This is a genomic window from Georgenia thermotolerans (assembly GCF_009193185.1).
Taxonomy (GTDB): Bacteria; Actinomycetota; Actinomycetes; order Actinomycetales; family Actinomycetaceae; genus Georgenia; species Georgenia thermotolerans.
In genome coordinates this window covers 43,557-67,937 of record NZ_VUKF01000024.1, presented here as the reverse complement: position 1 = coordinate 67,937, position 24,381 = coordinate 43,557, and the positions used below count along the sequence as shown (strand labels likewise).

The following is a 24,381-nucleotide window of genomic DNA, read 5'->3' as shown; positions in this document are numbered from 1 at the left end:
CGAGCCGGGCGGGCGCGGGCCGGGCGGGCGCGGGCCCCGCCGTCCGCCCCGGGCACGCCGCGGCCGGCGCCGGTTCACCTCCATCCGCACCCGGATCTTCACCATCGTCGTCCTGCTCGCGATCGTGGTCCTGGGCAACACCGTGTACGCCACCACCGTCATGCGGGCCATGGCCAACGACACCGCCTACCTCGCCGACCTGCAGAACAACGTCGTCGAGCCGCGCCAGGTGGTCGAGAACGGGGCGCTGCGCTCGCGGCTGCTCGTCGAGCAGATCGACTCGCGCACCAACAAGCAGATGGAGGACGAGCTCGTCGCCGAGCTCAACGGCGTCACCGGCGACGTCGAGCACGCCATCAGCCGGTACAGCGCCACCGAGGCCGGCAACTCCGCGCACTGGCAGGACTTCCTCGACGCGTGGCGCCAGTGGAGCACCCTGCGCGACGAGACGCTCGTGCCCAACGGCCTGCGCGAGATCTACTCGCGGACCAACGAGGACACGAGCGAGAAGCTGGCGCAGCAGTACACCGCCGCCCTCAACGCCGCGGGCCAGGAGATGGACGTCGTCGTCGCCCGGGTCACCGAGGACGCGGGGGCCCGGGCCCTGCAGAGCATGGCGATCCTGGCGGGCACCTCCGCCGTCGCCCTCGTCCTCGCCCTCGTCGCCGGGTACCGCCTGGCCATGTCCATCCGCGGCGCGCTGGGGAAGGTCGGCGCCTCCGTCGACGCCCTCGCCGACGGCGACCTCACCGTCCGCGCCGACGTCACCAGCGAGGACGAGGTCGGGCGGATGGCACGCAGCCTCACCCGCGCACAGATGAGCCTGCGCACCCTCGTCGGAGACCTCGCCGCCACGTCGAACGCGGTGGCCGCCGCCGCGCAGGCGCTCGCCAGCGCCGGCAGCCAGCTCGCCGCCGGCTCGGAGCAGACCAGCGAGCAGGCGGGCACCGCCGCGGCCGCCGCGGAGCAGGTCTCCCACAACGTCCAGACCGTCGCCGCCGGTGCCGAGCAGATGGGCGCCTCCATCCGGGAGATCGCCACCAACGCCAACGAGGCGGCCGACGTCGCCACCCGCGCCACCGAGGTCGCCGCCTCGACCAACGACACCGTGACCAAGCTGGGGACGTCCTCGCAGGAGATCGGCAACGTCGTGCGGGTGATCACCTCGATCGCCGAGCAGACCAACATGCTCGCGCTCAACGCCACCATCGAGGCCGCCCGGGCCGGGGAGGCGGGCAAGGGCTTCGCCGTCGTCGCCAGCGAGGTCAAGGAGCTCGCCCAGGAGACCGCCCGCGCCACCGAGGACATCGCCCGCCGCATCCAGGCGATCCAGACCGACTCCGCCGGCGCGGTGGACGCCATCGCGGAGATCTCCTCGATCGTGTCCTCCATCAGCGCCCACCAGCTCACCATCGCCTCGGCGGTGGAGGAGCAGACCGCCACCACCAACGAGATGCTGCGCGGGGTCGGGGAGGTCGCGGCCGGGTCGGAGGAGATCGCCGCGAACATCGCCCACGTCGCCCAGACCACCGCCTCCGGCTACGGGGCGATGACCCAGATCAACGCGTCCATCGACGAGCTGGCGAAGATGTCGGACGACCTTCGCACGCGCGTGGCGCAGTTCCGGTACTGACGTGAGCGCCCTCCGCCCACCCGCCGTGCCGCCCTGGCGCGGCAGCGCCGGCGCGCCCGGCCGCCGGGTGAGGGTGCTCGTCGTCGACGACTCCGCCGTCATGCGCCGCCTGGTCACCGGCGCGCTCGGCCGGGACCGCAGCGTCGAGGTGGTGGGCACGGCCGCGGACGGGCGCAGCGCGCTGGCGCAGGTGGTCGAGCTGCTGCCGGACGTCGTGACGATGGACGTCGAGATGCCCCAGCTCGACGGCATCGGCGCGGTGCGGGCGCTGCGTGGCGCCGGCCTGCACGTGCCGGTGATCATGCTCTCCACCCTCACCGAGCACGGTGCCACCGCCACCCTGGACGCCCTCGCGGCCGGCGCCAGCGACTACGTCACCAAGCCGACCGGCAGCGTCAGCCTCAACGACTCCCTGCGCCACCTCACCGCCGAGCTGCTCCCGCGCATCCACGCCCTGGCCCTGGGCGGCCCGGCGCGGGAGCTGGCCCGCCCGGCGCCGCCGCGCCGCGAGCCGGTGCCCGCCCGCGCCGTCGTGCTAGGCGCGTCCACCGGCGGCCCGGAGGCCCTCTCCCGGCTGTTCGGGGCGCTGACCGCGCCGCCCACCGTGCCCCTGCTCGTCGTCCAGCACATGCCGGCCGTCTTCACCCGCCAGCTCGCCGGGCGGCTCGACCGCGTCGGGCCCACGGGCGTGGCCGAGGCCACCGGCGGCGAGGCGCTCGAGCCGGGCCGGGCCTACATCGCCCCCGGCGACCACCACCTCGCCGTCGTCGCCGACGGCGGCCTGGTCCGTGCGGTGGTGCGCGACGACCCGCCGGTGAACTTCTACCGCCCCTCCGTCGACGTCCTCTTCGCCTCCGCCGCGGAGGTCTACGGCCCCGCCCTGCACGCGGTCGTCCTCACCGGTATGGGCACCGACGGGCGCGACGGCGCGGCCGCCGTCGTCGCCGCCGGCGGCACCGTGCACGTCCAGGACGCCGCGAGCTCGGTGGTGTGGGGCATGCCCGGCGCGGTGGCCGAGGCCGGGCTGGCGCACGACGTGCTGCCCCTGGATCGCCTGGCGCGGGTCATCGCCACCGCCGGCGCCGTGGGCCGGACGGAGGCGCGCCGATGAGCCTGTCCGCCGCGTCCTTCGACTTCGTCGCCGACCTGGTGCGCCGCGAGAGCGCGGTGGAGCTGGACGGCAAGGAGTACCTCGTCGAGTCCCGCCTCGCCCCGCTCGCCCGCGCCGCCGGGATCGACGGCGCCCGGGCGGTGGACCGGTACGTCCACCTGCTCCGCCGCTCCGCCCGCCCCGCCAGCGACGTCGTCGAGGCGCTGGTCACCACCGAGACGTCCTGGTTCCGTGACCGGCCCACCTTCGACGCGCTCACCGGGCAGCTGCTCCCGGCCCTGGCGGACCGCGGGCCGCTGCGGGTGTGGTCGGCCGGCTGCTCGACCGGGCAGGAGCCCTACTCGGTCGTCATGGCGCTGCTCGACGCCGGCGCCGACGCCTTCTCGGTGCTCGCCACCGACGTCTCCGCGACCGTGCTCGAGCGGGCCCGGGCCGGGCGCTACACCGCCCTGGAGATGGGCCGGGGGCTGCCCCGCTCGGCCTGGGCGCGGTACTTCACCCCCCGCGCCGGCGAGTGGCAGGTGGCCGCGCGGGTGCGCGAGCGGGTGGACCTGCGCCGGCACAGCCTCCTCGAGCCGAGCCCGGCGGCGCACGCGGGGACCTTCGACGTCGTCCTCCTGCGCCACGTGCTGATGTACTTCGACCTGGCCGCGCGTGCCGTGGTGCTGCGCCGGCTGCGCCGCTGCCTCGCCCCGGGCGGCTTCCTCGTGCTCGGCACGACCGAGACGCCGCTGGGCATCGATCCGGCCTGGGACCGGGTGAAGATCCCCGGCACGTCCATCTACCGACTCACGGGAGGTTCCGCATGAGGGCTCTGGTCACCGACGACTCGCGCGCGATGCGGCGCATCATCACCGGCATGCTCACCGACGCCGGCCTGGTCACCACCGAGGCCGGGCACGGGCGCGAGGCGCTGGACCTCCTCGAGGCGCACGGGGTGGGCCCCGACGGGTTCGAGCTGATCTGCATCGACTGGAACATGCCGGTCATGGACGGCCTCGAGCTCGTCGGGCACATCCGGCGCCGGCGCGAGTGGCGGGCGCTGACGATGATGATGATCACCTCCGAGAGCGAGCACAGCCAGGTGGTCCGCGCCCTGGCCGCCGGCGCCCACGAGTACCTCGTCAAGCCGTTCACCGCCGAGCAGCTGCGGGCGAAGATCGCCCTGCTCGGGCTGGTGGAGGCACGGGCATGACCGCGGCGGGGACCGCGATCGAGGACGCGCGCGCGGCCAGCGTGCTGGCCGTGGCCGAGGACGTCTTCACGACCATGGTCGACGGTGAGCCTGGTCACCTTCGCCCCCGGCAGGGGGCCGCGGCGCCGTCCGGGAGCCGGCTGCACGCCTGGGTCGACATCGCGGGAACGTACCCTGTACGCGTGGTGCTCGCCGCGGGCCACGGCACCGCCCGGCGCCTGGCCCGCGCGCTCGCGGGCTGCGGGCCGGAGGAGGACGTGGACGACGCCGAGGTGGCCGACGCCTTCGGCGAGGTGGCGAACATGATCGGGGGGAACCTCAAGGTCACGCTGCCGCCGGGCAGCCGCCTCGGGCTGCCCGAGGTGGCCGAGGAGCCGCCCGCCGGGGAGCACCGTGTGAATGTGACGCTGGAGTGGCGCGGGGACGAGATCGTGGTCTCGATGCTCGCGCTGACGAGGGAATGACCGGGGGACGTGACATGAGGGTGCTGGTGGCCGACGACAGCCGGGTCATGCGGCGCATCGTCGTCCGCGCGCTGCGCCAGGCGGGGTACGACGGGTGGGAGGTCCTCGAGGCCGGCGACGGCGCCGAGGCCCTGAAGATCGCCCAGGCCGAGCCGCTCGACCTCGTGCTGCTGGACTGGAACATGCCCGAGCTCTCCGGCCTGGACGTCCTGCGCACCCTGCGGGCCGGTGGCGCCGTCATGCCGATCGGGTTCGTCACCTCCGAGGGCTCGAGCCCGATGCGCCAGCTCGCCGAGGAGTCCGGCGCCTCGTTCCTCATCGCCAAGCCGTTCACCGCCGAGACCTTCCGCGACGTGCTGGAGCCGGTGCTGGGATGAGCGCGCTGGCGGGACAGACGCCGCTGCCGAGCATCAAGGACGTGCGCGACCTGCTGCACGCCATGCTGGGCCGGGACGTGGAGGTCACCGGCACGATCGACGCCCTCACCCCGGCGACCCTCGGCGGGGTGGTCGTGGGCGTGTACACCACCGAGGGCCTGCGCACCGCCGCGCTGGTCGCCCTCGACCTGCCCCTGGCCGCCCGCGCCGGCGCGGCGCTGGCGCTGCTGCCCTCGCGCGCGGCCGAGGCGGCCATCGGCCACCAGTACCTGCCCGAGCAGCTCATGGAGAACGTCGCGGAGATCCTCAACGTCATGGCCTCGCTGCTCAACGCCGACGACGCCCCGCACGTGCGGCTCTACCGGGTGCACGGTCCGACCGAGCTGCTGCCCGCCGACGTGGCCACCTGGCTGCGCGGCTACGGCCCGCGCATGGACGCCGGGGTGAGCATCCGCGGGTACGGCGACGGCGGCGTGGGCGTCGTCGTCCCCTGACCCCCCGCCGGCTCGCGAGACGTCAAGTCGGGCGCGAGACGTCAAGTAGTGCGCGAGACGTCAAGTAGTGCGGCTCAGCCCCGCACCGCCGGGACGACCACCCCCAGCTCGGGCCGCTTGGGCGGCCGGGCGTCGCCCGAGGAACGGCGCCGCAGCCGCCGGCCCACCCAGGGCCCGGCGTACTCGCGCACCCAGCCCAGGTCCTGGCGCAGCCGGGCCGCCCGGGCCACCGGCGGCAGCGGCGCGAGGGGGTCCTCCCAGGCAGCGTCGTCGGGCGCGAGGCCCAGCGCCACCAGCGCCGCCTGCGTGACCCGCTCGTGCCCGGCGGTGGTGAGGTGGATGCGGTCCTCGGCCCACATCCGCCAGTCCTGCAGCGCCCGCAGCCCCCACACGTCCAGCACGTGGGCGCCGTGGCGGCGGGCGATCGACCACACGTGCGCGTTGAAGACCGCCACCCGCGACCGGGTCGTGCGGATCACCGGGGTGGCCCGGGCGTCCATGCCGGTCGCGAGCAGGACGTCGGCGCCCGCCGCCCGGGCCCGGACCACGGCCCGCTCCAGCTGGGCGCCGAGGCGGTCGGGGTCGGCGCCGGGGCGGAGCAGGTCGTTGCCGCCGCCGACCAGGCTGACCAGGTCCGGCCGCATCGCCAGCGCCGCCGGCAGCTGCTCGTCGACGATCTCGCCCAGCAGCCGGCCGCGCACCGCGAGGTTGGCGTACTCCAGGGCGCCGGCGTCGTGCGCGTGGCGCCGCTCCGCGAGGCGCTGGGCGAGCAGGTCCGCCCACCCGCGCGGGGTGTCCGGCGCGGCGGGGTCGAGGTCCCACAGGCCCTCGGTCATCGAGTCGCCCAGCGCCACGAACCGGCCCCACGGCGGCGTCGCCCGGACGGCCGGGGGCTGGGCGGTGGGGGAGGAGGTCGGCACGGTCATCCCCCGATGATGCCTCCGGCACCCGGGGCGCGTCCCGGCGGCGGCGCCGTCAGAGGGCCCCGGCGTCCTCCAGGGCGGCGACGGCGAGGATCACGTTCGCGCTCGACCACGTCAGCGGCGCGACGGCGGCCGGCGCACCGCCGGCGAGCACCTTCTCCGGGATGGCGCCGGAGCCGGTGCGGTGGGCCGCCACCCAGTCCAGCCACGCCCGCGCCTGCGCGTCGTGGCCGGTGGCGGCGGCGGTGAGGGCGTACAGCGTGGTCTCGGGGGTCCAGGAGATCCCGTCGCGCTTCCACCCCGCGCCCGGCGCCAGCCCGCCCGCCGGGCGCGCCATCTCCTCGGCGGAGGCGAGCCACGCGTTCTCGGCGCCGGCCGGCGGCTCGGCGACGAACGGCGGCAGCAGCATCGCCGTCGCCGCGTCCCGCCCGTCGGTGCCCAGCAGCGCGGTCATCGGCCCGCCGGTCCCGGCGTAGCGGGTGTACCCGGCGGCGCCGAAGTCCTTCTCGACGGCGGCCCGCACCTGGGCGGCCCGCTCCCGGGCGGCAGTGGCCCGGGCCGGCAGCCCGGCGTCGTCGTAGATCCGGGCGCCGTGCTCGAGCCCGGCCAGCAGCGGCGCGACCGTGCCGAGGGTGAGGGCGTCCTCCTGCACCTCCCAGTAGTCCGCGGAGGCCGGGGGCAGGTGCGGGGCCCGGGCGGTGAGGGCGAGGATGTGGTCGACCGACCCGTCCACCAGCGGGCGCAGCTCGGTCCAGGCCGCCGCCCGGGCGGCGGGGTCGGCGATGGCGTCGAGGACGGTGGCCACGGACCACACCGCCCACCCGTTGCCGTCGAGCTGGATGCCGCGCCCGTCCGGCACGCCGGAGCCGTCGGCGAGGTAGCGGGCCTGGAACCCGCCCTCGCCGCTCTGCACGTCGCGGAGGAAGCCGAGCACGGCGACGGCGTCGTCGGTGTGGCCGGTCTCGGCCAGGGCGGCGGCCACGAAGGAGGCGTCGCGCGGCCACACGTAGCGCCACCGGTCCGTCCAGCCGGCGACGGCGGCCCCCGGGGCCGCCGTGATGGTGCGGCCGTCGACGTCGAACCGGGCGCCGGTCAGGGTGTGCAGGTCGAGCAGGGCGCCCTCGACGAGCTCCTCGTAGGGCGTGCCGGCGCCGGGCACGGTGCCCGCGGCCAGCCAGGCGCGCTGCTCCTCGGCGAGCGCGCGGGCGGCCGGGTCGGCGCCGTCGGCGGCGCGCACCCGGGAGCCGGGCAGGTACTCCACCGACCGCCGCGCCGGCACGTCCGCGACCGTGCCGTCGGCCTGCAGGTGGATCCCGTCGAGGTAGAGGTCCACGAACTCCTCGGTGGACTCGGTCGCCTTGAGGTGCACCGACCACACGGCGACGAGGACGTAGACGAGGGCGGCCGCCGTCCAGCCGCGCCAGCGCCGGCGGCGGTAGGGGCGGATCCGGACCGGAGGGCGGTCCGCGCGGGCGGGCGCGGGGGCCTCGGCCTGCGCGGCGAGCGTGGACGTCACCCGCCGAGGGTACTGAACGTGACCCGTCGGTAAACGTCAGGTGTCCGTAAAAGTTCTCGTCCGCGCCCGGGGCAGTGCGTTTGCCGGCCGGTGCTGATGCCGGCGGGGCCGGTGGTTGTGCCGGCCGGTGCCGGGCACGCATGCCCGCGGGCCGGGTCAGTACCCCGACGATCCCGTCGACGCCGGCGCCTTGCCGGTGATCGGCTGCCCCTGCGGGCTGACCACCCACCAGACCCCGCCGACGCCCTGGCCGGTGGTGTCCCCGGGCTTCTGGTCGGCGGCGTAGTAGTACAGCGGCGCGTCCTTGTACGTCACCTGGGTCGAGCCGTCGCTGCGCTGGGTCGTGCCGAGGAGCGCGGCGTCGGCACCGTTGCCGGCCTTCGCCGGGCCCTTCACCGGTGGCCACGCCGCCAGGCACTGGCCCTCGCAGGTGCTCTTGCCCGGGGAGTCCTGGGCGAAGACGTACAGGGTCTTGCCGTCCTCGTCGACGAGGATCGTGCCCAGGCTGGTGCTCGCGGTGGAGATCTCCTCGCCGGAGGCCGTGCCCGAGCCGGACGCCCCGCCCGAGGCGGTGCCGCCCGGGGACTCGCTCGCCGTCGCCCCGCCGGTGGCAGACTCGGTGGTGGACGCCCCGGTGCCGCCCCCGCCGCAGCCCGCCAGCAGCGCGACGCCGAACAGCCCCGCCGCCGCCGTCCGCAGCCCGATGTGTGTGCGCATGATCCCCTCCGAGAGGCGAGCCGATGTGGCGGAGACCCCGGCGACCCCCGCCCGCGGCAGTGGTACGTCCCGACGGCGCCGCCGGATTGCCCGCAATCCCGCCGCTGCCCGTGCCCGTACCACCGGGCGTGCAGCTGTACCCGCGCGCCGACCGCGCCGCCGACGCCGCGCTCGTCGACGGGCTGGCGCTCGACGACGCGCAGGCCGCCGCCGCCTTCGTGCACCGCTTCCAGCGCCCGGTCTACGGCCTGGCGCTGTCGATCACCCGCGACGCCGCCCTGGCTGAGGACGTCAGCCAGGAGGTCTTCGTGCGGGCCTGGCGCGCCGCGGCCAGCTACGACGTCCGCCGCGCCTCGGTGCTCACCTGGCTGCTGACCATCACCCGCAACGCCGCCATCGACGCCGTCCGCATGCGCCGGGCGACGCCGACCGAGGGTGCCGAGCTCGAGGAGATCCTCACCGAGACCCTGCGCGCGCCCGACACCGAGCAGACCGCGCTGCGCAACGTCGAGCGCGACCAGGTGGTCCGCCGGCTGCGCGAGCTGCCGCCCGAGCAGATGCGGGCGGTGGTGCTCGCCGTCATCGGCGGGTGCACGGCGCTGGAGATCAGCCGCCTGGAGGGCATCCCGCTGGGGACGGCGAAGACCCGCATCCGCACCGGGCTGCGCCGGGTGCGCCAGCAGCTGGAGGAGGCCCACCGTGACTGACCGGCACGCGGACCCCGACGGCCTCCTCGACCTGGCGCTCGGCCACGCCTGCGAGCCCCGCCGCGGCGCGCTGCTGCGTCACCTCACCACGTGCGAGGCCTGCCGGAGCCAGTACGCCGAGCTCGCCGCCGGGGTCGACCGGGTGCTCGTGGCCGCCCCGGCCGCCGACCCGCCGCCCGGCTTCGACCGCGCGGTTCTCGCCGCGATGGGGATGCCCGAGCCGACGACGACGTCCGGCGGCCCGGCGGCGGCGCTCGCCCATCCGACGACGGCGCCCAGCGGTGCGGCGACGGCGCCCGCCGGTCCTCCGAGGGCTGCGGGCCCGACGAAGATGCCCGCGGGCCCGACGGGCCCGACGGGCCTGACGGGGCCGCCCGCCGCCCGCCGGCGGCCCCGGCGGCGCGCCCTGGTGCTCGTCGCCTCCCTCGCCGCGGTGGCCGGCGCGGCGCTCGGCGCCGTCGTCACCGCCAACGTCGTGGGGGAGGAGCCCGCGGCGCAGGTCTCGGCCGGGACCCCGGTGCTGACCGCCGGCGGCGACCGCGTGGGAAGTGTCACCACGACCTTCTACGACGGCGGCCCGGTGCTGGTCCTCGACGTCGCCGGACGCCCGGGGGCGACCTACGAGTGCCGCCTGGTGCGCGACGACGGCACCAGCGAGACCCTGGGGCGCTGGACGCTGGGCCATGACGCGGCGACCTGGGTGATGCCGACGCCGGCGTCGGGTGGCGAGCTGCAGCTGGTCACCCCGGCCGGGCAGGTGTGGGCGTCCGCCCGGCTCTAGAGTGCTGCGGGACCGATCGACGGCGGCGCGCTCCCGCCACGTCCCGAGCCGCGCCACGCCCCGTCCCGAGTCGCGTTCCGCGCCTCGCCGGAGGGCCGGTTCGGCGTCGTTCCTGACCATGGCGCCATCGGGGACCGGCATGCGGAACGCGACGTGCCCGCGGGACGTTGACGTCTCGCCACCAGTCCCGGGCGGGCCTTGCACTCACCGGACGAGAGTGCCAATATCGAGTTAGCACTCTCCCGGTGAGAGTGACAAGAACTACCGGCTGGCCGGCGAGGCCAGGGAGTCGTCGGGACATGACCGGCGGCGCCCGGGTCGTCCGTCGCGGGCGCTTGGTCAGCCACACCCGCCATCAGTGGAGGATCGAAGCATGGCCAAGACCATCGCCTTCAACGAGGAGGCCCGTCGCGGCATGGAGCGGGGTCTCAACACCCTCGCCGACACCGTGAAGGTCACCCTCGGCCCGAAGGGTCGCAACGTCGTTCTGGAGAAGAAGTGGGGCGCCCCCACCATCACCAACGACGGCGTGTCCATCGCCAAGGAGATCGAGCTCGACGAGCCGTACGAGAAGATCGGTGCGGAGCTCGTCAAGGAGGTCGCCAAGAAGACCGACGACGTCGCGGGTGACGGCACCACCACCGCCACCGTGCTCGCCCAGGCCCTCGTCAAGGAGGGGCTGCGCAACGTCGCCGCCGGCGCCAACCCGATCGCCCTGAAGCGGGGCATCGACAAGGCCGTCGAGGCTGTCACCGAGCAGCTGTTCAAGCAGGCCAAGGAGATCGAGACCAAGGACGAGATCGCCGCCACCGCGGCCATCTCCGCCGGCGACAACGCGATCGGCGAGCTCATCGCCGAGGCGCTCGACAAGGTCGGCAAGGAGGGCGTCGTCACCGTCGAGGAGTCCAACGCCCTGGGCCTGGAGCTCGAGCTCACCGAGGGCATGCGCTTCGACAAGGGCTTCCTCTCCGCCTACTTCGTCACCGACCCGGAGCGTCAGGAGGCCGTCCTCGAGGACGCCTACATCCTGCTCGTCGAGTCGAAGATCTCGAACGTCAAGGACCTGCTGCCGCTGCTGGAGAAGGTCATCCAGTCCGGCAAGCCGCTGGCGATCATCTCCGAGGACGTCGAGGGCGAGGCCCTGGCCACCCTGGTCGTCAACAAGATCCGCGGCACCTTCAAGTCCGTGGCCGTCAAGGCCCCCGGCTTCGGCGACCGCCGCAAGGCGATGCTGCAGGACATGGCGATCCTCACCGGCGGCACGGTCATCTCCGAGACCGTCGGCCTCAAGCTGGAGAACGCCGACCTGTCCCTGCTCGGCCGCGCCCGCAAGGTCGTCGTGACCAAGGACGAGACCACCATCGTTGAGGGTGCCGGCGACGCCGACATGATCGAGGGTCGCGTCCAGCAGATCCGCAAGGAGATCGAGAACTCCGACTCCGACTACGACCGCGAGAAGCTCCAGGAGCGCCTCGCCAAGCTGGCCGGCGGCGTCGCCGTCATCAAGGCCGGCGCGGCGACCGAGGTCGAGCTCAAGGAGCGCAAGCACCGCATCGAGGACGCCGTGCGCAACGCCAAGGCCGCCGTCGAGGAGGGCATCGTCGCCGGTGGTGGCGTGGCCCTCATCCAGGCCGCCAAGGACGCGTTCGTCAACCTCTCCCTCGAGGGCGACGAGGCGACCGGCGCGAACATCGTGCGCGTCGCGGTGGACGCCCCGCTCAAGCAGATCGCCATCAACGCGGGCCTCGAGGGTGGGGTCGTCGCCGAGAAGGTGCGCTCCCTCCCCGCGGGCCAGGGCCTCAACGCCGCCACCGGCGAGTACGAGGACCTGCTGGCCGCCGGCGTCAACGACCCGGTGAAGGTCACCCGCTCTGCCCTGCAGAACGCGGCCTCCATCGCCGGCCTGTTCCTCACCACCGAGGCCATCGTGGCCGACAAGCCGGAGAAGGCCGCTGCGCCGGCCGGCGGTGGCGAGCCCGACATGGGCGGCATGGGCTTCTGAGCCCAGCCCCTGGCGCCAGCCGCCAGGACTGATCACAGACGAGGGGCGGCATCCCGGACGGGGTGCCGCCTCTCGGCGTCCCCGGGCCCCTTGGCGTCCCCCCAGATTTTCATCAGGTGAGACGGTGCCGGATTCGCGACATCTGTCGCCCTGGTCGGGTCATAGTGGAGGCGGCCGGCGGGAGAGAGCCGGCCGCGCGACTGGGGGGTTGCAGATGGGCCACACGGCAATGCGCGTGGTGGACGAGCGGAGGGACCTGCTCGAGGTCGGCCAGCGGCTCGTGCAGGAGTTCCGGGGACGGCGCTGTGCAGGGGCGGTGCTGTCCGAGGTGACGATCTGCCGGGCGGTGCTCGTGCGGTCCGGTGTGCGCGCCGGCCTCGCCGCCGCCACCGAGGCCATGGCGCGGTGTCGGCTGCAGCGCCGCGCCGAGGCCGACGCGGCCGAGGAGCTGGCGCGCCGCCGGGCGGCGCGGGTCGGCTGACCGGCGTCGTCGCCCGGGCTTGAACTCCAGCGACCCACGTGTTCACCGGGCGTCGTCACGGTGCGGCGGGCCCGCCGACCTCTCGGACGGGAGCCTGCGGCGCGCGGCGTGGCTCCGCGTCGCGCAGCCGCTCTCGACGGCGAGGGGTCAGTTCGGGCTGGCGTCCCCGGCGCCGGTGAGCGCCCGGCGCGCGTGCCGGGACGCCCGCAGCAGGTGCTCCGCCAGCGCGGTGGCGTCGACGGTGGCGAAGCGCGCGGTCGGCAGGGCGACGGTCAGGGCGGCGTGCTCGCCGTCGATCACGCCGAGCGAGGCGCCGATCGCCGTCACCCCCGGCTCGCTCTCGTCGTGGTTGAGGCCGTAGCCGTGGGCGCGCACCACCGCGAGCTCGCGGTGCAGTGCCGGCAGGTCGTCGATCTGCTCCCCGGGCCAGGGCGTGAGGCCGCCGGCGTGGAGGGCGTCGACCGCGGCGTCGTCGAGGTCGGCGAGCATCGCCTTGCCGCCGGAGGTGCAGTACGCCGGCATGTGCGCGCCGGTGCGCAGGCCCACCCGCAGCGGCTGGGTGCCCTCGATGCCGTCGGCGAAGCGGACCTCCGTGCCGTCGCGAACCATGAGGTGCACCGTCTCGCCCACCTCGGCGTAGAGGTGCTCCAGGTAGGGGCGGGCCCGTTCGGGCAGCGGGGGAGCCGCCGTCGTCCGGCCCAGCCCGAGCAGCTCAGGGCCGGGGTGGTACAGGCGCCGGTCGCCCTGGACCGCGAACCCGCGGTGCGCGAGCGTGGAGAGCAGGCGGTGCGCGGTCGACGCCGCGACGTCGAGCTCGCGACCGGCCTCGGTGACGCTCAGGGTGCCGCGCTCGGCGAGGAGCGTCAGCAGCGTCAGGGCGCGGTCGACCGCCTCGATGCGGTACGGATCACTTTTCTGCTGCACGGAACGAAGGTAGCGGCTTATTGCGTTCAGTGGAAGCCTGTGCCTAAAGTCCTACCAACCTTGTGGCGGCCGTCACGACGTCTGCCCGGTCGACCACCCCGCGCTCTCGAGGAGGAGGCACTCATGTCGACAGACCAGGTCATCATGGCCGGTGGAGGAATCGGTGGCCTCGGCGCGGCCCTCATGCTCGCGCGCCGCGGCGTGAAGGTGCGCGTGCTCGAGCGTGCGCCGGAGTTCGGTGAGGTGGGCGCCGGCCTGCAGCTCGCCCCGAACATCACGCGCATGCTCAAGGAGGTCGGGGTCTTCGACAAGATCGCGCCGCTCTCCGTCTTCCCCAAGCGCCTGGTGTTCATGAACGCCAAGACCGGCGAGGAGCTGACCCACCTCGACCTCGCCGACGCGGAGAAGCGCTACGGCGCGCCCTACATCGTCCTGCACCGCTCCGACCTGCTCAACGCCCTCCTCGAGGCCGCGCAGGCCGAGGAGAACATCACCCTGCAGACCAGCGCCAAGGTCGAGGACGTCGAGGACCACGGCGACCGGGTCGTCGTGCGCACCGCCGACGGCGCCGAGCACACCGGCGAGCTGCTGCTGGGCGCCGACGGCCTGCACTCGCGGGTGCGCCGCGAGATCGTCCAGGACGAGCCGATCTGCTCCGGCTACGTCGCCTACCGCGGTGCCGTGCCCGTCGAGGACGTCGACCGGCGCATGTCCATGGACGAGGTCGTCGTCTGGATGGGCCCGGGCATGCACCTGGTCCAGTACCCGGTGCGCGCGGGCAAGCTGTACAACCAGGTCGCCGTCTTCCGCAGCCAGGAGTACCTCGAGGGCAAGGAGGACTGGGGCACGCCCGAGGAGCTCGACCGCACCTACTCCGAGATGTGCGAGTCGGTCCGCGTGGCCATCCCGTCCCTGCACCGCAACAACCGCTGGCCCATGTTCGACCGCGAGCCGATCTCCACGTGGACCAAGGGCCGCGTCTCGCTCCTGGGCGACGCCGCGCACGCCATGCTCCAGTACCTCGCCCAGGGCGCCGGGCAGTCCCTGCTCGACGGCGCCGCCCTCGCCACCGCCCTCCCCGCCCTCGGCGAGGGCAGCTGGGACGGCGAGGCGCTCGCCGGCGCCCTGCGCCAGTACGAGGACGAGCGCGTGGCCTTCGCCGGCCACGTCCAGTCCACCGCCCGCGTCTGGGGCGACATCTGGCACGTCGACAGCTACGTGCCGATGATCCTGCGCGACGAGGTCTTCCGCAGCCGCGACGTCCACGACTACTCCTTCGTGGACTGGCTGTACGGTCCCGTGCAGGACGACGCCGCGGCCGCCGCCGAGCCGGTCGCGGAGCCGGCCGTCGTCGCGGAGCCGGCCGCCGCCGTCGAGCCGGCTCCCGCCGCGCCCGCCCCGGCGACCCCCGCCGCCGCCCCGGCGGACCAGACCACCCGCACCCCCGCCCACGCCTGAGGAGGAGATCAACGATGACCACCACCGACGAGCCGATCGACCACGCGTCGGTCCAGAACCAGATGACCCAGGGCGACAGCCCCGAGCTGGCGCAGCTGTACCGGGACTTCGAGGCCGAGAACCTCATCCCGCTGTGGACCCAGATCGACGACCTCATGCCCATGCACCCCCAGCCCAAGGCGGTGCCGCACGTGTGGCGCTGGTCCACGCTGTACCCGCTGGCCCAGCGCTCCGGGGACCTGGTGCCGGTCGGCCGCGGCGGCGAGCGGCGCGCCATCGCGCTGGCCAACCCGGGGCTGCCCGGCCGGGCCTACGTCTCCCCGACCCTGTGGGCGGCGATCCAGTACCTCGGCCCGAAGGAGACGGCGCCGGAGCACCGCCACTCCCAGAACGCGTTCCGCTTCGTGGTCGAGGGCGAGGGCGTGTGGACGGTCGTCAACGGCGACCCGGTGCGCATGTCCCGCGGGGACTTCCTGCTCACCCCGGGCTGGAACTTCCACGGCCACCACAACGAGACCGACCAGCCGATGGCCTGGATCGACGGCCTCGACATCCCCTTCTCCTACGCCAACGACGTCGGCTTCTTCGAGTTCGGCTCCGAGCGGGTCACCGACTACGCCACCCCGAACTTCTCCCGCGGCGAGCGGCTGTGGTGCCACCCGGGCCTGCGCCCGCTCTCCGGCCTGCAGAACACCGTGTCCTCCCCGATCGGGGCCTACCGGTGGGAGCACACCGACCGGGCCCTGACCGAGCAGCTGCTGCTCGAGGACGAGGGCCAGCCGGCCACGGTCGAGCAGGGCCACGCCGCGGTCCGCTACGTCAACCCGACCACCGGCGGCGACGTCATGCCGACGATCCGGGCGGAGTTCCACCGCCTGCGCGCCGGCACCGCCACGCCGACCCGCCGCGAGGTGGGCTCGAGCGTGTTCCAGGTCTTCGAGGGCCACGGTTCCGTGGTGCTCGACGGCACCGAGCACAAGCTCGACAAGGGCGACCTGTTCGTCATCCCGTCGTGGGTGCCGTGGTCGCTCCAGGCCGAGGAGCAGTTCGACCTGTTCCGATTCTCGGACGCCCCGATCATGGAGCGTCTGCACTTCGACCGCGTCCACGTCGACGGAGGAGACCGATGAAGCTTGCCACCCTGCGCCTGTCCGAGGGCCGTACCGTAGCCGTCCGCGTGGACGGTGACACCGCCGTCGAGACCGGGCACGCCGACGTCGGCGAGCTGCTGCGCGCCGGCGGGCTGGAGGCCGCGGCGTCCGCGGACGGGCCCCGCCACGACCTCGCCGGCGCCGACCTGGCCTCGGTGGTGCCGGCGCCGGGCAAGATCGTGTGCGTCGGGCTGAACTACCGCAACCACATCCTCGAGATGGGGCGCGAGCTGCCCGAGTACCCCACGCTGTTCACGAAGTTCCCCGAGGCCCTCATCGGCCCGCGCGATGAGATCCAGATCCCGCCGGAGTCGGACAAGATCGACTGGGAGGGCGAGCTCGCCGTCGTCATCGGCAAGACGGTGCGGCGGGCCTCCGCCGAGGAGGCCGAGGCCGCGATCGCCGGCTACGCCGTCCTCAACGACGTGACCATGCGGGACTGGCAGTACCGGTCCCCGCAATGGTTCCAGGGCAAGGCGTGGGAGAACAGCACCCCGTTCGGCCCGGTGCTGGCCACCGCCGAGGAGATCCCGGCCGACGCACAGATGGTCACCCGGCTCGACGGCGAGGAGCTCCAGCGCACCCCGATCGACGACCTGGTGTTCAACGCGGTGGACCTGGTGCGCTACATCTCCACGATCTTCACGCTCAACCCCGGTGACGTCATCGCCACCGGCACCCCCGGCGGGGTGGGCCACGCCCGCAAGCCCGCCCGCTACATCAGCGCGGGGCAGACGCTGACGACGACGATCGACGGGATCGGCGAGCTGGTCAACGTCGCGGTCGCCGAGCAGGTCGACGCGGTCGCGGCGGCGGGGGAGGCGGCCCGGGCATGAGCGTGACCTCGGAGGAGGCCGCCCGGGAGGCCCTGCGCCAGCGCCAGGGCGCCGGGGCGCGGTACGACTCCCCGGCCGCCCCGGCCCGCGAGCTGGCCTGGGCCCGGCGCGGGACGGCGTACTTCGCCCGCAAGCTCAACGAGCTGACCGACGCCGAGCTGTACGAGCCGAGCCTGCTGCCCGGCTGGACCCGGGCGCACCTGGTGGCCCACGTGGGCTACAACGCCCGGGCGCTGACCCGGCTGGTCGAGTGGGCGCGCACCGGGGTGGAGACGCCCATGTACGCCTCCACCGAGCAGCGCAACGCCGAGATCGAGCGGGGGGCCACCCTGCCCGCGCGGGCGCTGCGCAACCTCTTCGCCCACGCCGAGGTGCACCTGAACGTCGAGTGGCGCGACCTGACCGACGCCGGGTGGGACGCCCAGGTGCGCACCGCCCAGGGCCGGCTGGTCCCGGCGCGGGAGACGGCGTGGATGCGCACTCGTGAGGTGTGGGTGCACGCCGTCGACCTGGACAACGGCGGGAGCTTCCACGACTTCCCGCCCGACCTGCTGGCCGAGCTGCTCGCGGACGTCCAGCGCTCCTGGGCCCGGCGGGAGGAGCGCGTCGACCTCACGCTCGCGCCCACCGGGGGCGAGCCGGTGGTCATCGGCGACGGCGGCCCCACCGTGTCCGGCGCCCTGCCGGACCTCGTGCGATGGCTGACCGGCCGCGGCGCGCGGCGGCTGACCGGCTCGGACGGGGAGATCCCGGACATCCCGCGCTGGTTCTGACCGGAGCGGAAGGGGACGGCCGGGCGGGTCTGCGGACCTGCCCGGCCGTCCCGCGTCCGGGGTCGCTGCCCGGTGCCGGCAGGCCTCGCGCCGGGAGCCATGGGGATGCCCCGCACGCGCCGGCCGGTCGCTGCGGGCCGAGACCCCTGGGCGGTGTCGGTGGCCTTGGTTAGCCTGGGCGACAGGTGTCCCCGTCCGGGCGCCGGACCCGTCGACGGCGAAAGGTCCCACCGTGCAGCCGACCCGCCCGCCCCGCCCGTCCGCCCTGGCCCGTCTGCGGGGCGCGCTCCTGGCCATCCCGCTCCTCGCCCTCGCCGCGTGCACCGAGAGCACCCGCAGCGCCCCCGAACCGAGCCGGACGCCGGACGCCCTCACCTCGACCGACCCGGAGGGCTTCGTCCGGGCCGAGGGACGCCACCTCGTCCTGGGCGAGGAACGCGTGCGCCTGAAGGCGGTGAACTTCTCGAACTTCTACCACCGCGATCTCGCCGGCGCGGACCTGCTCTCCTCGGCCCACCACTCCGCGGCCGACTTCGCCCGGGTGCGGGAGCTGGGCTTCAACAGCATCCGCTTCGCCATCGACGGCGACTGGCACGCCGACGCCCCGGATCTCTTCTGGGACTGGCTGGACCAGAACGTCGCCTGGGCGCGCGAGCACGGGCTGCGGCTCATCCTCGACCTGCACACCCCCGTCGACAGCTTCTGGCTCGACCCGACCAGCGACCGGGTGAGCTTCGACCTGTGGACGGACCCCGACGCGCGCCGCCGCAACGTCGACCTGTGGCGCGAGGTCGCCACGCGCTACGCCGACGAGCCGGCCATCGCCGCCTACGACCTCCTCAACGAGCCGGTCACCGTCGACGAGACCGGGCAGCAGTGGCGCGACCTCGCCCGCGATCTCGTCGCCGCCGTGCGCGCGGTCGACGACAACCACCTGCTCATCGTCGGCGGGCTCTACGGGGTGGCGGGCCGTTACGGCATCGATCCCGCCGAGGCACACTTCCTCGTCGACGACGACAACGTCGCCTACGACTTCCACTTCTACGAGCCGGTCGCCTACACCCACCAGTACGCCACCTGGGTCGAGGGCCCGGTCCAGGACGGCGGCGCCTACCCCGACCCGCAGGCCATCGTGGCCACCGGCCCGCGGCAGCTGCTCCTCGACAGCCGGATCGTCACGCCCTCGCTACCGAGCGGGACCACCGGGTGGCAGGTCTACGACAGCGGGCCCGTCGAGGTGGCGGACGAGGCCGCCGTCGCCGCGATGCCGATGGTCGTGGCCCAGGGCGGCATGCGCGGCACCGCGTACGTCGACGGCGTGCGCGTCATCGAGTACGGCCCCGACGGCACCGAGCTGCGCCAGATCGTCGACGACCCCCTGGACGCCGACGGCACGGTGGCCTGGTACAGCTGGCAGAGCGGCGGCGTGCCGGCCCGGTTCGCCCGCGAGACCGGCGTGGGCCTCGACGACGGCGCCAGCCTGTCCGTCGGCGACGCCGGGGGCGACGACGCCGTCGCCGGGTGGAGCAACGACCGCCACCTGTTCCCCGTGGTGCCGGGCAACCGGTACCGGATCCTCGGGCACATGCGCGGGGAGGGGGTGAAGCTCGACGGCGACGGCGTCCCGGGCACGGTGGGCCTGCGGCTGGACGTCTACGCCGCGTCCCCGGGGGCGGCGGGGGACGGCTTCCTGCCGCGGGACAAGGCCCTCCTCGAGCACGAGCTGATGAAGCACGTGCGGTTCGGCGCCGAGCACGACGTGCCGATGTCGGTGATGGAGCTCGGGGTCGTCCGCCAGGCCTTCGAGATGGAGGGCAAGGGCGGCGACGGGTGGGTGGCCGATGTCCTCGCCCTGCTCGACGAGCACGACCTCAGCTTCGCCTACTGGGAGTACCACGGCGCCCAGATGGGCCTGTACCTCGGCGCCGACGCGCCGCCCGCCGAGCCCAACGAGCCGCTGCACCGGGTGCTCGGGCGCGAGCTGCGGCGCCGGGCCGCGGGGCTGGTCGGCGCCCGCTGACCCGCCGGTGCACCTCCGGCTACGGGTGGAGGTGGACCTTGTGGTGCTCGATGGCGGCCAGGTCGTCCGAGGTGGTGCGGAGCAGCCGGTCGGCCAGGTCGCGCAGCGCCCGGGCGGCGGCCAGCTCCTCCCCGATCTCGGGGACGTCCTGGTCGTCGGGGTTGAGGCGGGCCCGGCCGTAGCCGTCCAGCGTGCCGCCCGCGGAGGTCGTGAGGACGGCGTGGGCCGTGGTGATCGGCTCGTCCGAACGGACCTCCTCGGCGGTGAAGAGCTGGATCCGGACGTTCCACGTGTGAGCCATGACGGGTCTCCTCTCGCGGGCGACGGCCTTGTCGCCCTTCCATCGTCGGGCACCGGGTTCGACGGCGTCCAGAGACCTTGGTCGGTCGTTCCCGCTCGGATCGCCGACCGGGTTGCTGGCTCGGCTGGCCCCTGCTCGGCCGGGCACGCCCGCGTCGGGAGCGCCTGGCTGGCCGTGCTCCCGCGGTTAGCGGGCCAGCCGGATCTTCTGGTGCTCGATCCGCGACAGGTCGTCGGAGGTGGCCTTGAGCAGCCGGTCGGCGAGGTCGCGCAGGGCCCGGGCCGTGGCCAGCTCCTGGCCGACCTCCGGGTGCGGCTCGTCGTCGGGGTTGCGGCGGGCGCGGCCGTAGCCCTCGACGCGCTGGCCGTCCTCCTTGGTCAGCACCGCGTGGGCGGTGCCGTTGTCGCCGGTGATGACGACGTCGATCGCGATGCTCCAGGTCTCGTTGCTCGTCTCGCTCATCACGCACGCTCCTTCGCCGGTTCCCACCATGGTCCGGCGCGTGCGGGACGGCGTCCATACCCGCCGGCACCCACCGGCGCGGCCCAAGGACGGACGCGCCGTCGTGGCCGCGGCCCAAGGACGCACGCGCCGTCGTGGCGATAGCCCCCGGGCGTCCGGTCAGCCCGGCTCGCCGGTGAGCCGGACGAGCTCGGCGGCGACGTTGCGCCGCGCCGCGTCCTCCCACCGGCTCCGGCCCTGCGGCGTGGCGAAGAGCGGGTCGTGGGCCAGCAGGGCGTGCAGCACCTCGGCGCGGCCGGCGCGGAACAGAGGCTCGGGCACGTGGTCGTACTCCGCCCGGACGGCCGCGGCGTAGCGCCGGTACCGGGTCGGCGAGGCCGCGAGGATCGCCAGGTCGGCGTCGCACAGGGCGGCCCCCGCGGCGTCGTCGGCCGCCGGGGCGTGGCTCGCGGTCAGCCGGACGAGCCGGACGACCTCCGCGCGCTCGTCGGCCGGCAGGTGATCGGCCAGCCAGGCGTCGGCCAGCCGCGCCGAGCCCTCCTCGTCCGCGCCCGGCGCGCCGTCGTAGACGGCGTCGTGAAACCAGGCGGCGAGCACGACCGCGCGGGTGACCGTCGCCCCGGCCGCGGCGAGCACGTCGAGGTGCTCGAGGACGTCGGTCAGGTGGGCGTCGTCGTGGTAGCGCCGGTGCGGCTCGGTCCACCGCGCCAGCAGCGAGGCCCCGAGCGCGTCCCACGTGGCCGCGTCGGCCTCGTGCGGGATGGACGTCCAGCGGCGGGGCAGGTCGTCACGGCGGTGACGCGCCCGCTCGCCCGGCCGGTCGGCCCCGCGCACCCGCAGCCCGGAGCGCCGCAGCCGGGCGAGCAGCTCCCGCCCGCTGACCGGCTCCGCGCCCGCCGCCACGAGCTCGGGAACCCGCTCGACCGGCACGTCGTAGTGGTCGAGGTCGAAGGCCCGCGGCGGGACGGCCGCGGCCCGGGCGAAGGCGTGCAGCTCCTCGAGCGAGGCGTCGGAGACGAGGTGCGCCCACACGGTCCCGTGTGCGGGCCAGCGTGGTGGGTCGACGAGGATGGCCACGGCGCGATGCTACGGCGCACCGCCGGGGCTGCCGAGGCGGCACCGCCGCGGCGTGCCGGCAGCTCTGCTCAGCGTGCGGTCCGCACCACGGCGACCGGGCACTCGGCGGTGCTGAGCACCCCCTGGCTCACCGACCCGAGCATCAGCCCCGTGAACCCGCCGAGGCCGCGGTTGCCCACCACGATCAGGGCCGCGTCAGGCGCCGCCCGGAGCAGCGCCTCGACCGGGTGCTCGCGTGGGCTGTTGAGGGTGACCCTGACGTCGGGGTAACGCTCCGCCGCCCGGTCGACGACGGCCGCGGTGGCCTCCGACTCCTCCTCCAGTGCGGCGGCCTCCGACCGGACCCAGAAGCCCGGGGGCACGTTGAGCGGCAGGCCCGGCTCCTCGTAGGCCGCGTGCACCGCCAGGACGGGTGCCCCGCTCCGGGCGGCGTGCGCGAGGGCGAAGTCGAGGGCCGTCGCGGCGCCGGGGGAGGTGTCGACCCCCACCACCACCGGGCCGGTGCGGTGCTCGCCGCCGCGCACCACCACGACGGAGCTGTGGGCGTGGGCCGCCACCTGCTGGGAGACGGACCCGAGCAGCTTGCCGGTGAGGCGGCCGTGCCCGTGGGCGCCGACGACCACCAGGGCGGCGCCGAGCGAGGCCCGCACCAGCTCGCGCGCAGGACGCCCGAGGAGGAACTCCGACGTGACGGCGAGTCCCTCGTGTGCCGCTCGGATCTGCTCCGCCGCCTGCGCCACGTCGGAGTCCCCGGTCGGGCGCGGCTGCTCCTCGGCGAAGAGCCCGTAGGCGGCGCTCAGCGACAGGTCGGGGAGCACCTGGACGACGTGGAGGCCCGCGGCTCGCCGCACCGCCTCCTGTGCCGCCCACGCCAGGGCCTGCTGGGCCAGGTCGGACCCGTCGAACCCGACGATCACGCCGCTCGCCGAGTGGGGGGTGGCGGCCGGCCGCGGGGCGGGGGCGGGGATGGACGAGGACGACATGGCGGGACCCCTCTCGCGAGGACGGCGGCCCACCGGTGGGCGGCGACCGTGTCGCCGCCGGCGGTCGCCGTCGACCGTCTGTGCCGACAGTCTCCCGCGCGGCCCCGGCCCTGGAAAGGGGCGAAGGTCCAGAGCCCTATCCCGAGAACAGGCTGTGGGCGCTGGCCTCCGCGTCGGCGTACGTCCGCGCCGCCGCGTCCAGCGCGCCGGTGATCTGCTCGAGCGCGGCCTCCACCTGCGCCTGGGCCACCCGCCACTGGTCGGCGCAGGCGCCGAACGCGGCGGACGCGCCGCCCGTCCAGCTGCCCTGCAGCTGGCCGAGGTGCCCGAGCATCGCGGCGACCTCCGCCCGGATCGTGCCCGCGGTGGCGCGCGTCTGCGCCGCCGCCTGGGCGACCTCGGCGCTGTCGACCTGGTAGCGCACCATGGCTGCCTCCTTCGCTCGCACGCACCTCCCGCGGTGCGCTCTCGTCGGCGAGGCTAGGGGTGCACCGGGACGGCGCGCCCCGAGGCGGGGCACGGCTGTGGACCCGCCAGCAGCACGACGCCGCGGCGGCGCCACCGGCGCCCGGGCCCCCGGGTCAGCGCGGGCGCTTGTCCCGCTTGCGGCGCGGCTCGAGCAGCTCGGGCTCACGCTCCATGCCGTGCTGGGGCGGCACCGCCACGGGCGGCGCGGCCGGGCGGTCGCCGTCCGGCTCGGCCGTGTCGGGCGAGGGTGCGGAGCGGGCCTGGCGGCGCTCGCGGAAGGCTGCCTGGGCCTCCTCGCGCTCGGCCCGCATGCCGGCCAGCCGGTCGCGCTGGCTCCGCTCGCGCTCGGCGCGCGCCTGGCGCACCGCCTCCTCGATCCGGTCGCGGGAGCTCTGCGCGACGGCGCGGCGCGCGGCCGGGGCGTCGTCGAGCTGGCGGGGCGCCAGCTGGTCGAGATCGTCCGGCATGGCCTCGAGGGAGGACACCGGCTCCGCCGGCGTCCGGCCCGTCTCGGCCGGGGTGGCGGCGCGAGCGGGCGTCACGGCGCTCGGCACGACCCGGGCGGGGACGACGGCGGCGCCGGCGCCGGGGACCGGGGTGCCCGCGGCCGGGGCGGCCTCGGGCCCGCGCCCGGCGGTCGAGGCCGGTGTGGCCGCGGAGAGCGGGCCGAGGTCGTGGGGGCGGACCACCAGCGGGTGGGCCTCCGCCGTCACCCGCTTGCCCGGGCCCGCCTCGGCGGCGACCAGCCCGTGCGCCGCCTCAGCCTCGGTGACGGAGTCGCCGGGCGCCGGGGTGCCGAGCACGGCGAGCTCGCCGCGCAGGCGCTCGAGCTCGGCGTGGAGGTTCTCCCGGGCGCTGTCCTCCCACTGCTCCCCGAGGGGGCTGAGGAAGATCTGCCGCCGGGCGAGGAGCTTGGTGACGATCGCCATCCGCGCCTCGAGGTAGTGCCGCAGCGGCAGGTGGGCGTACTCCTCGCGCACGGCCTTGCGGTAGGAGCGGTAGTGCTGCGGGTCGGCGGCCAGCACAGCGAGGTCGGCGTCGCACAGGGCGAGGGCGTCGATGTCGCGTGGGTCGGCGTCGTGCCGCTTGAGGTTGAGGATGAGGTAGGCGACCCGGGCGGTGACCTTCTCGGGCACGCCCAGCGCGGCGAGCTCGGTAGTGGCGAGCTCGGCGGAGGCCACCTCGTCCTCGCCGCCGCTGCGGGAGTAGGCCTTGGAGGGCGTCGAGCTGAACACGGCGCCGTGGTACCAGGTCGCGAGCCGGACGACGTCGGGGTGGTGGGTCTCCTCGGCGAGCTCGTCGACGCGCGCGAGGACGTCGACGAGGTGCTTGAGGTTGTGGAAGTGGCGGTCCGGCTCCTGCCAGCGCGCGAGAAGCCTGCTGCAGGTTTCCTCGATCTCCTCGCGGGGCGCGGTGGCACCGACGGCGAGGACGCTGCGGACGAAGGCGGAGGGCAACCATTGTGGTACGTCGGTGACGCCCATGGCTCCGTTCCCTTGACGGTTCGTGTCCAGAGCCCCGAGCGTA

General features: G+C 75.1%; 26 protein-coding genes. 16 read left to right on the top strand and 10 right to left on the bottom strand.

Features of this window, described 5'->3' with window-relative positions; all coding sequences use genetic code 11:
* The 7 genes from GD970_RS12605 to GD970_RS12575 form a co-directional block, all read left to right on the top strand.
* On the top strand, positions 1-1,633 hold a 1,633-nt coding region (locus GD970_RS12605; protein WP_319593463.1), incomplete at its 5' end, for a methyl-accepting chemotaxis protein.
* A gap of 1 nt (position 1,634) precedes the next feature.
* Complete coding sequence (cheB, locus tag GD970_RS12600; RefSeq protein WP_226925322.1) at positions 1,635-2,744, top strand: chemotaxis-specific protein-glutamate methyltransferase CheB; 1,110 nt, start codon at positions 1,635-1,637, stop codon at positions 2,742-2,744.
* Positions 2,741-3,553, top strand: a complete 813-nt coding sequence (locus GD970_RS12595; protein ID WP_152203253.1) for a CheR family methyltransferase — start codon at positions 2,741-2,743, stop codon at positions 3,551-3,553. The genes cheB and GD970_RS12595 overlap by 4 nt, the downstream gene beginning before the upstream one ends.
* Entirely contained in the window at positions 3,550-3,939 is a 390-nt protein-coding gene (locus GD970_RS12590; protein WP_152203252.1) for a response regulator, read from the top strand. The genes GD970_RS12595 and GD970_RS12590 overlap by 4 nt, the downstream gene beginning before the upstream one ends.
* Positions 3,936-4,403: a chemotaxis protein CheX gene (locus GD970_RS12585; RefSeq protein ID WP_152203251.1), complete on the top strand. Its 468-nt coding sequence runs from the start codon at positions 3,936-3,938 to the stop codon at positions 4,401-4,403. Before GD970_RS12590 ends, GD970_RS12585 begins: the two co-directional genes overlap by 4 nt.
* 14 nt (positions 4,404-4,417) lie before the next feature.
* Positions 4,418-4,780, top strand: a complete 363-nt coding sequence (locus GD970_RS12580; protein WP_152203250.1) for a response regulator — start codon at positions 4,418-4,420, stop codon at positions 4,778-4,780.
* Positions 4,777-5,274, top strand: coding sequence for a hypothetical protein (locus GD970_RS12575; RefSeq protein WP_152203249.1), 498 nt, complete (start codon positions 4,777-4,779; stop codon positions 5,272-5,274). Before GD970_RS12580 ends, GD970_RS12575 begins: the two co-directional genes overlap by 4 nt.
* Positions 5,275-5,348: 74 nt before the next feature.
* Here GD970_RS12575 and GD970_RS12570 read toward each other — a convergent pair whose 3' ends face one another.
* The 3 genes from GD970_RS12570 to GD970_RS12560 form a co-directional block, all read right to left on the bottom strand.
* Complete coding sequence (locus tag GD970_RS12570; protein WP_152203248.1) at positions 5,349-6,200, bottom strand: SGNH/GDSL hydrolase family protein; 852 nt, start codon at positions 6,198-6,200, stop codon at positions 5,349-5,351.
* 49 nt (positions 6,201-6,249) lie between these two features.
* On the bottom strand, positions 6,250-7,713 hold the full coding sequence (locus tag GD970_RS12565; RefSeq protein WP_152203247.1) for a glycoside hydrolase family 15 protein: 1,464 nt from the start codon (positions 7,711-7,713) through the stop codon (positions 6,250-6,252).
* Positions 7,714-7,869: 156 nt separating this feature from the next.
* The gene (locus GD970_RS12560; protein WP_152203246.1) at positions 7,870-8,430 is read right to left on the bottom strand and encodes a COG4315 family predicted lipoprotein; all 561 of its coding nucleotides are present in this window, start codon (positions 8,428-8,430) and stop codon (positions 7,870-7,872) included.
* Positions 8,431-8,558: 128 nt separating this feature from the next.
* Here GD970_RS12560 and GD970_RS12555 point away from each other — a divergent pair, with 128 nt between their 5' ends.
* From GD970_RS12555 to GD970_RS12540, 4 genes are all read left to right on the top strand, one after another.
* Positions 8,559-9,137 carry an RNA polymerase sigma factor gene (locus tag GD970_RS12555; RefSeq protein ID WP_211489922.1) on the top strand — a complete coding sequence of 193 codons (579 nt, stop codon included), beginning with the start codon at positions 8,559-8,561 and terminating at the stop codon, positions 9,135-9,137.
* A complete protein-coding gene (locus GD970_RS12550) occupies positions 9,130-9,918 on the top strand; it encodes an anti-sigma factor (RefSeq protein WP_152203244.1) in 789 nt (262 codons plus the stop codon). The genes GD970_RS12555 and GD970_RS12550 overlap by 8 nt, the downstream gene beginning before the upstream one ends.
* 373 nt (positions 9,919-10,291) lie before the next feature.
* The gene (gene groL, locus GD970_RS12545; RefSeq protein WP_152203243.1) at positions 10,292-11,920 is read left to right on the top strand and encodes a chaperonin GroEL; all 1,629 of its coding nucleotides are present in this window, start codon (positions 10,292-10,294) and stop codon (positions 11,918-11,920) included.
* Between the two features lie 214 nt (positions 11,921-12,134).
* Positions 12,135-12,401, top strand: coding sequence for a hypothetical protein (locus tag GD970_RS12540; RefSeq protein ID WP_152203242.1), 267 nt, complete (start codon positions 12,135-12,137; stop codon positions 12,399-12,401).
* 147 nt (positions 12,402-12,548) lie between these two features.
* Here GD970_RS12540 and GD970_RS12535 read toward each other — a convergent pair whose 3' ends face one another.
* A complete protein-coding gene (locus GD970_RS12535) occupies positions 12,549-13,325 on the bottom strand; it encodes an IclR family transcriptional regulator (protein ID WP_152203241.1) in 777 nt (258 codons plus the stop codon).
* Positions 13,326-13,448: 123 nt separating this feature from the next.
* On the opposite strand from GD970_RS12535, the gene GD970_RS12530 reads away from it, so the two are divergent.
* From GD970_RS12530 to GD970_RS12510, 5 genes are all read left to right on the top strand, one after another.
* A complete protein-coding gene (locus GD970_RS12530) occupies positions 13,449-14,783 on the top strand; it encodes an FAD-dependent monooxygenase (protein WP_152203240.1) in 1,335 nt (444 codons plus the stop codon).
* A 14-nt stretch (positions 14,784-14,797) separates the two neighbouring features.
* Positions 14,798-15,913: a cupin domain-containing protein gene (locus GD970_RS12525; RefSeq protein ID WP_152203239.1), complete on the top strand. Its 1,116-nt coding sequence runs from the start codon at positions 14,798-14,800 to the stop codon at positions 15,911-15,913.
* The gene (locus GD970_RS12520) at positions 15,910-16,770 is read left to right on the top strand and encodes a fumarylacetoacetate hydrolase family protein (protein WP_152203238.1); all 861 of its coding nucleotides are present in this window, start codon (positions 15,910-15,912) and stop codon (positions 16,768-16,770) included. Before GD970_RS12525 ends, GD970_RS12520 begins: the two co-directional genes overlap by 4 nt.
* On the top strand, positions 16,767-17,543 hold the full coding sequence (locus tag GD970_RS12515) for a maleylpyruvate isomerase family mycothiol-dependent enzyme (protein ID WP_152203237.1): 777 nt from the start codon (positions 16,767-16,769) through the stop codon (positions 17,541-17,543). Before GD970_RS12520 ends, GD970_RS12515 begins: the two co-directional genes overlap by 4 nt.
* Positions 17,544-17,775: 232 nt before the next feature.
* Positions 17,776-19,563 (top strand): cellulase family glycosylhydrolase, encoded by a 1,788-nt coding sequence (locus GD970_RS12510; RefSeq protein ID WP_152203236.1) that lies wholly within the window; start codon positions 17,776-17,778, stop codon positions 19,561-19,563.
* A gap of 19 nt (positions 19,564-19,582) precedes the next feature.
* Here GD970_RS12510 and GD970_RS12505 read toward each other — a convergent pair whose 3' ends face one another.
* From GD970_RS12505 to GD970_RS22595, 6 genes are all read right to left on the bottom strand, one after another.
* Positions 19,583-19,864, bottom strand: coding sequence for a dsRBD fold-containing protein (locus tag GD970_RS12505; protein WP_152203235.1), 282 nt, complete (start codon positions 19,862-19,864; stop codon positions 19,583-19,585).
* A 186-nt stretch (positions 19,865-20,050) separates the two neighbouring features.
* Complete coding sequence (locus GD970_RS12500) at positions 20,051-20,326, bottom strand: dsRBD fold-containing protein (RefSeq protein ID WP_152203234.1); 276 nt, start codon at positions 20,324-20,326, stop codon at positions 20,051-20,053.
* Positions 20,327-20,485: 159 nt separating this feature from the next.
* Complete coding sequence (locus tag GD970_RS12495; RefSeq protein ID WP_152203233.1) at positions 20,486-21,403, bottom strand: DUF4031 domain-containing protein; 918 nt, start codon at positions 21,401-21,403, stop codon at positions 20,486-20,488.
* Between the two features lie 68 nt (positions 21,404-21,471).
* Entirely contained in the window at positions 21,472-22,386 is a 915-nt protein-coding gene (locus GD970_RS12490; protein WP_152203232.1) for a universal stress protein, read from the bottom strand.
* A gap of 136 nt (positions 22,387-22,522) precedes the next feature.
* On the bottom strand, positions 22,523-22,813 hold the full coding sequence (locus GD970_RS12485) for a WXG100 family type VII secretion target (RefSeq protein ID WP_152203231.1): 291 nt from the start codon (positions 22,811-22,813) through the stop codon (positions 22,523-22,525).
* A 154-nt stretch (positions 22,814-22,967) separates the two neighbouring features.
* On the bottom strand, positions 22,968-24,338 hold the full coding sequence (locus tag GD970_RS22595) for a hypothetical protein (RefSeq protein WP_152203230.1): 1,371 nt from the start codon (positions 24,336-24,338) through the stop codon (positions 22,968-22,970).
* Between the last annotated feature and the right edge of the window lie 43 nt (positions 24,339-24,381).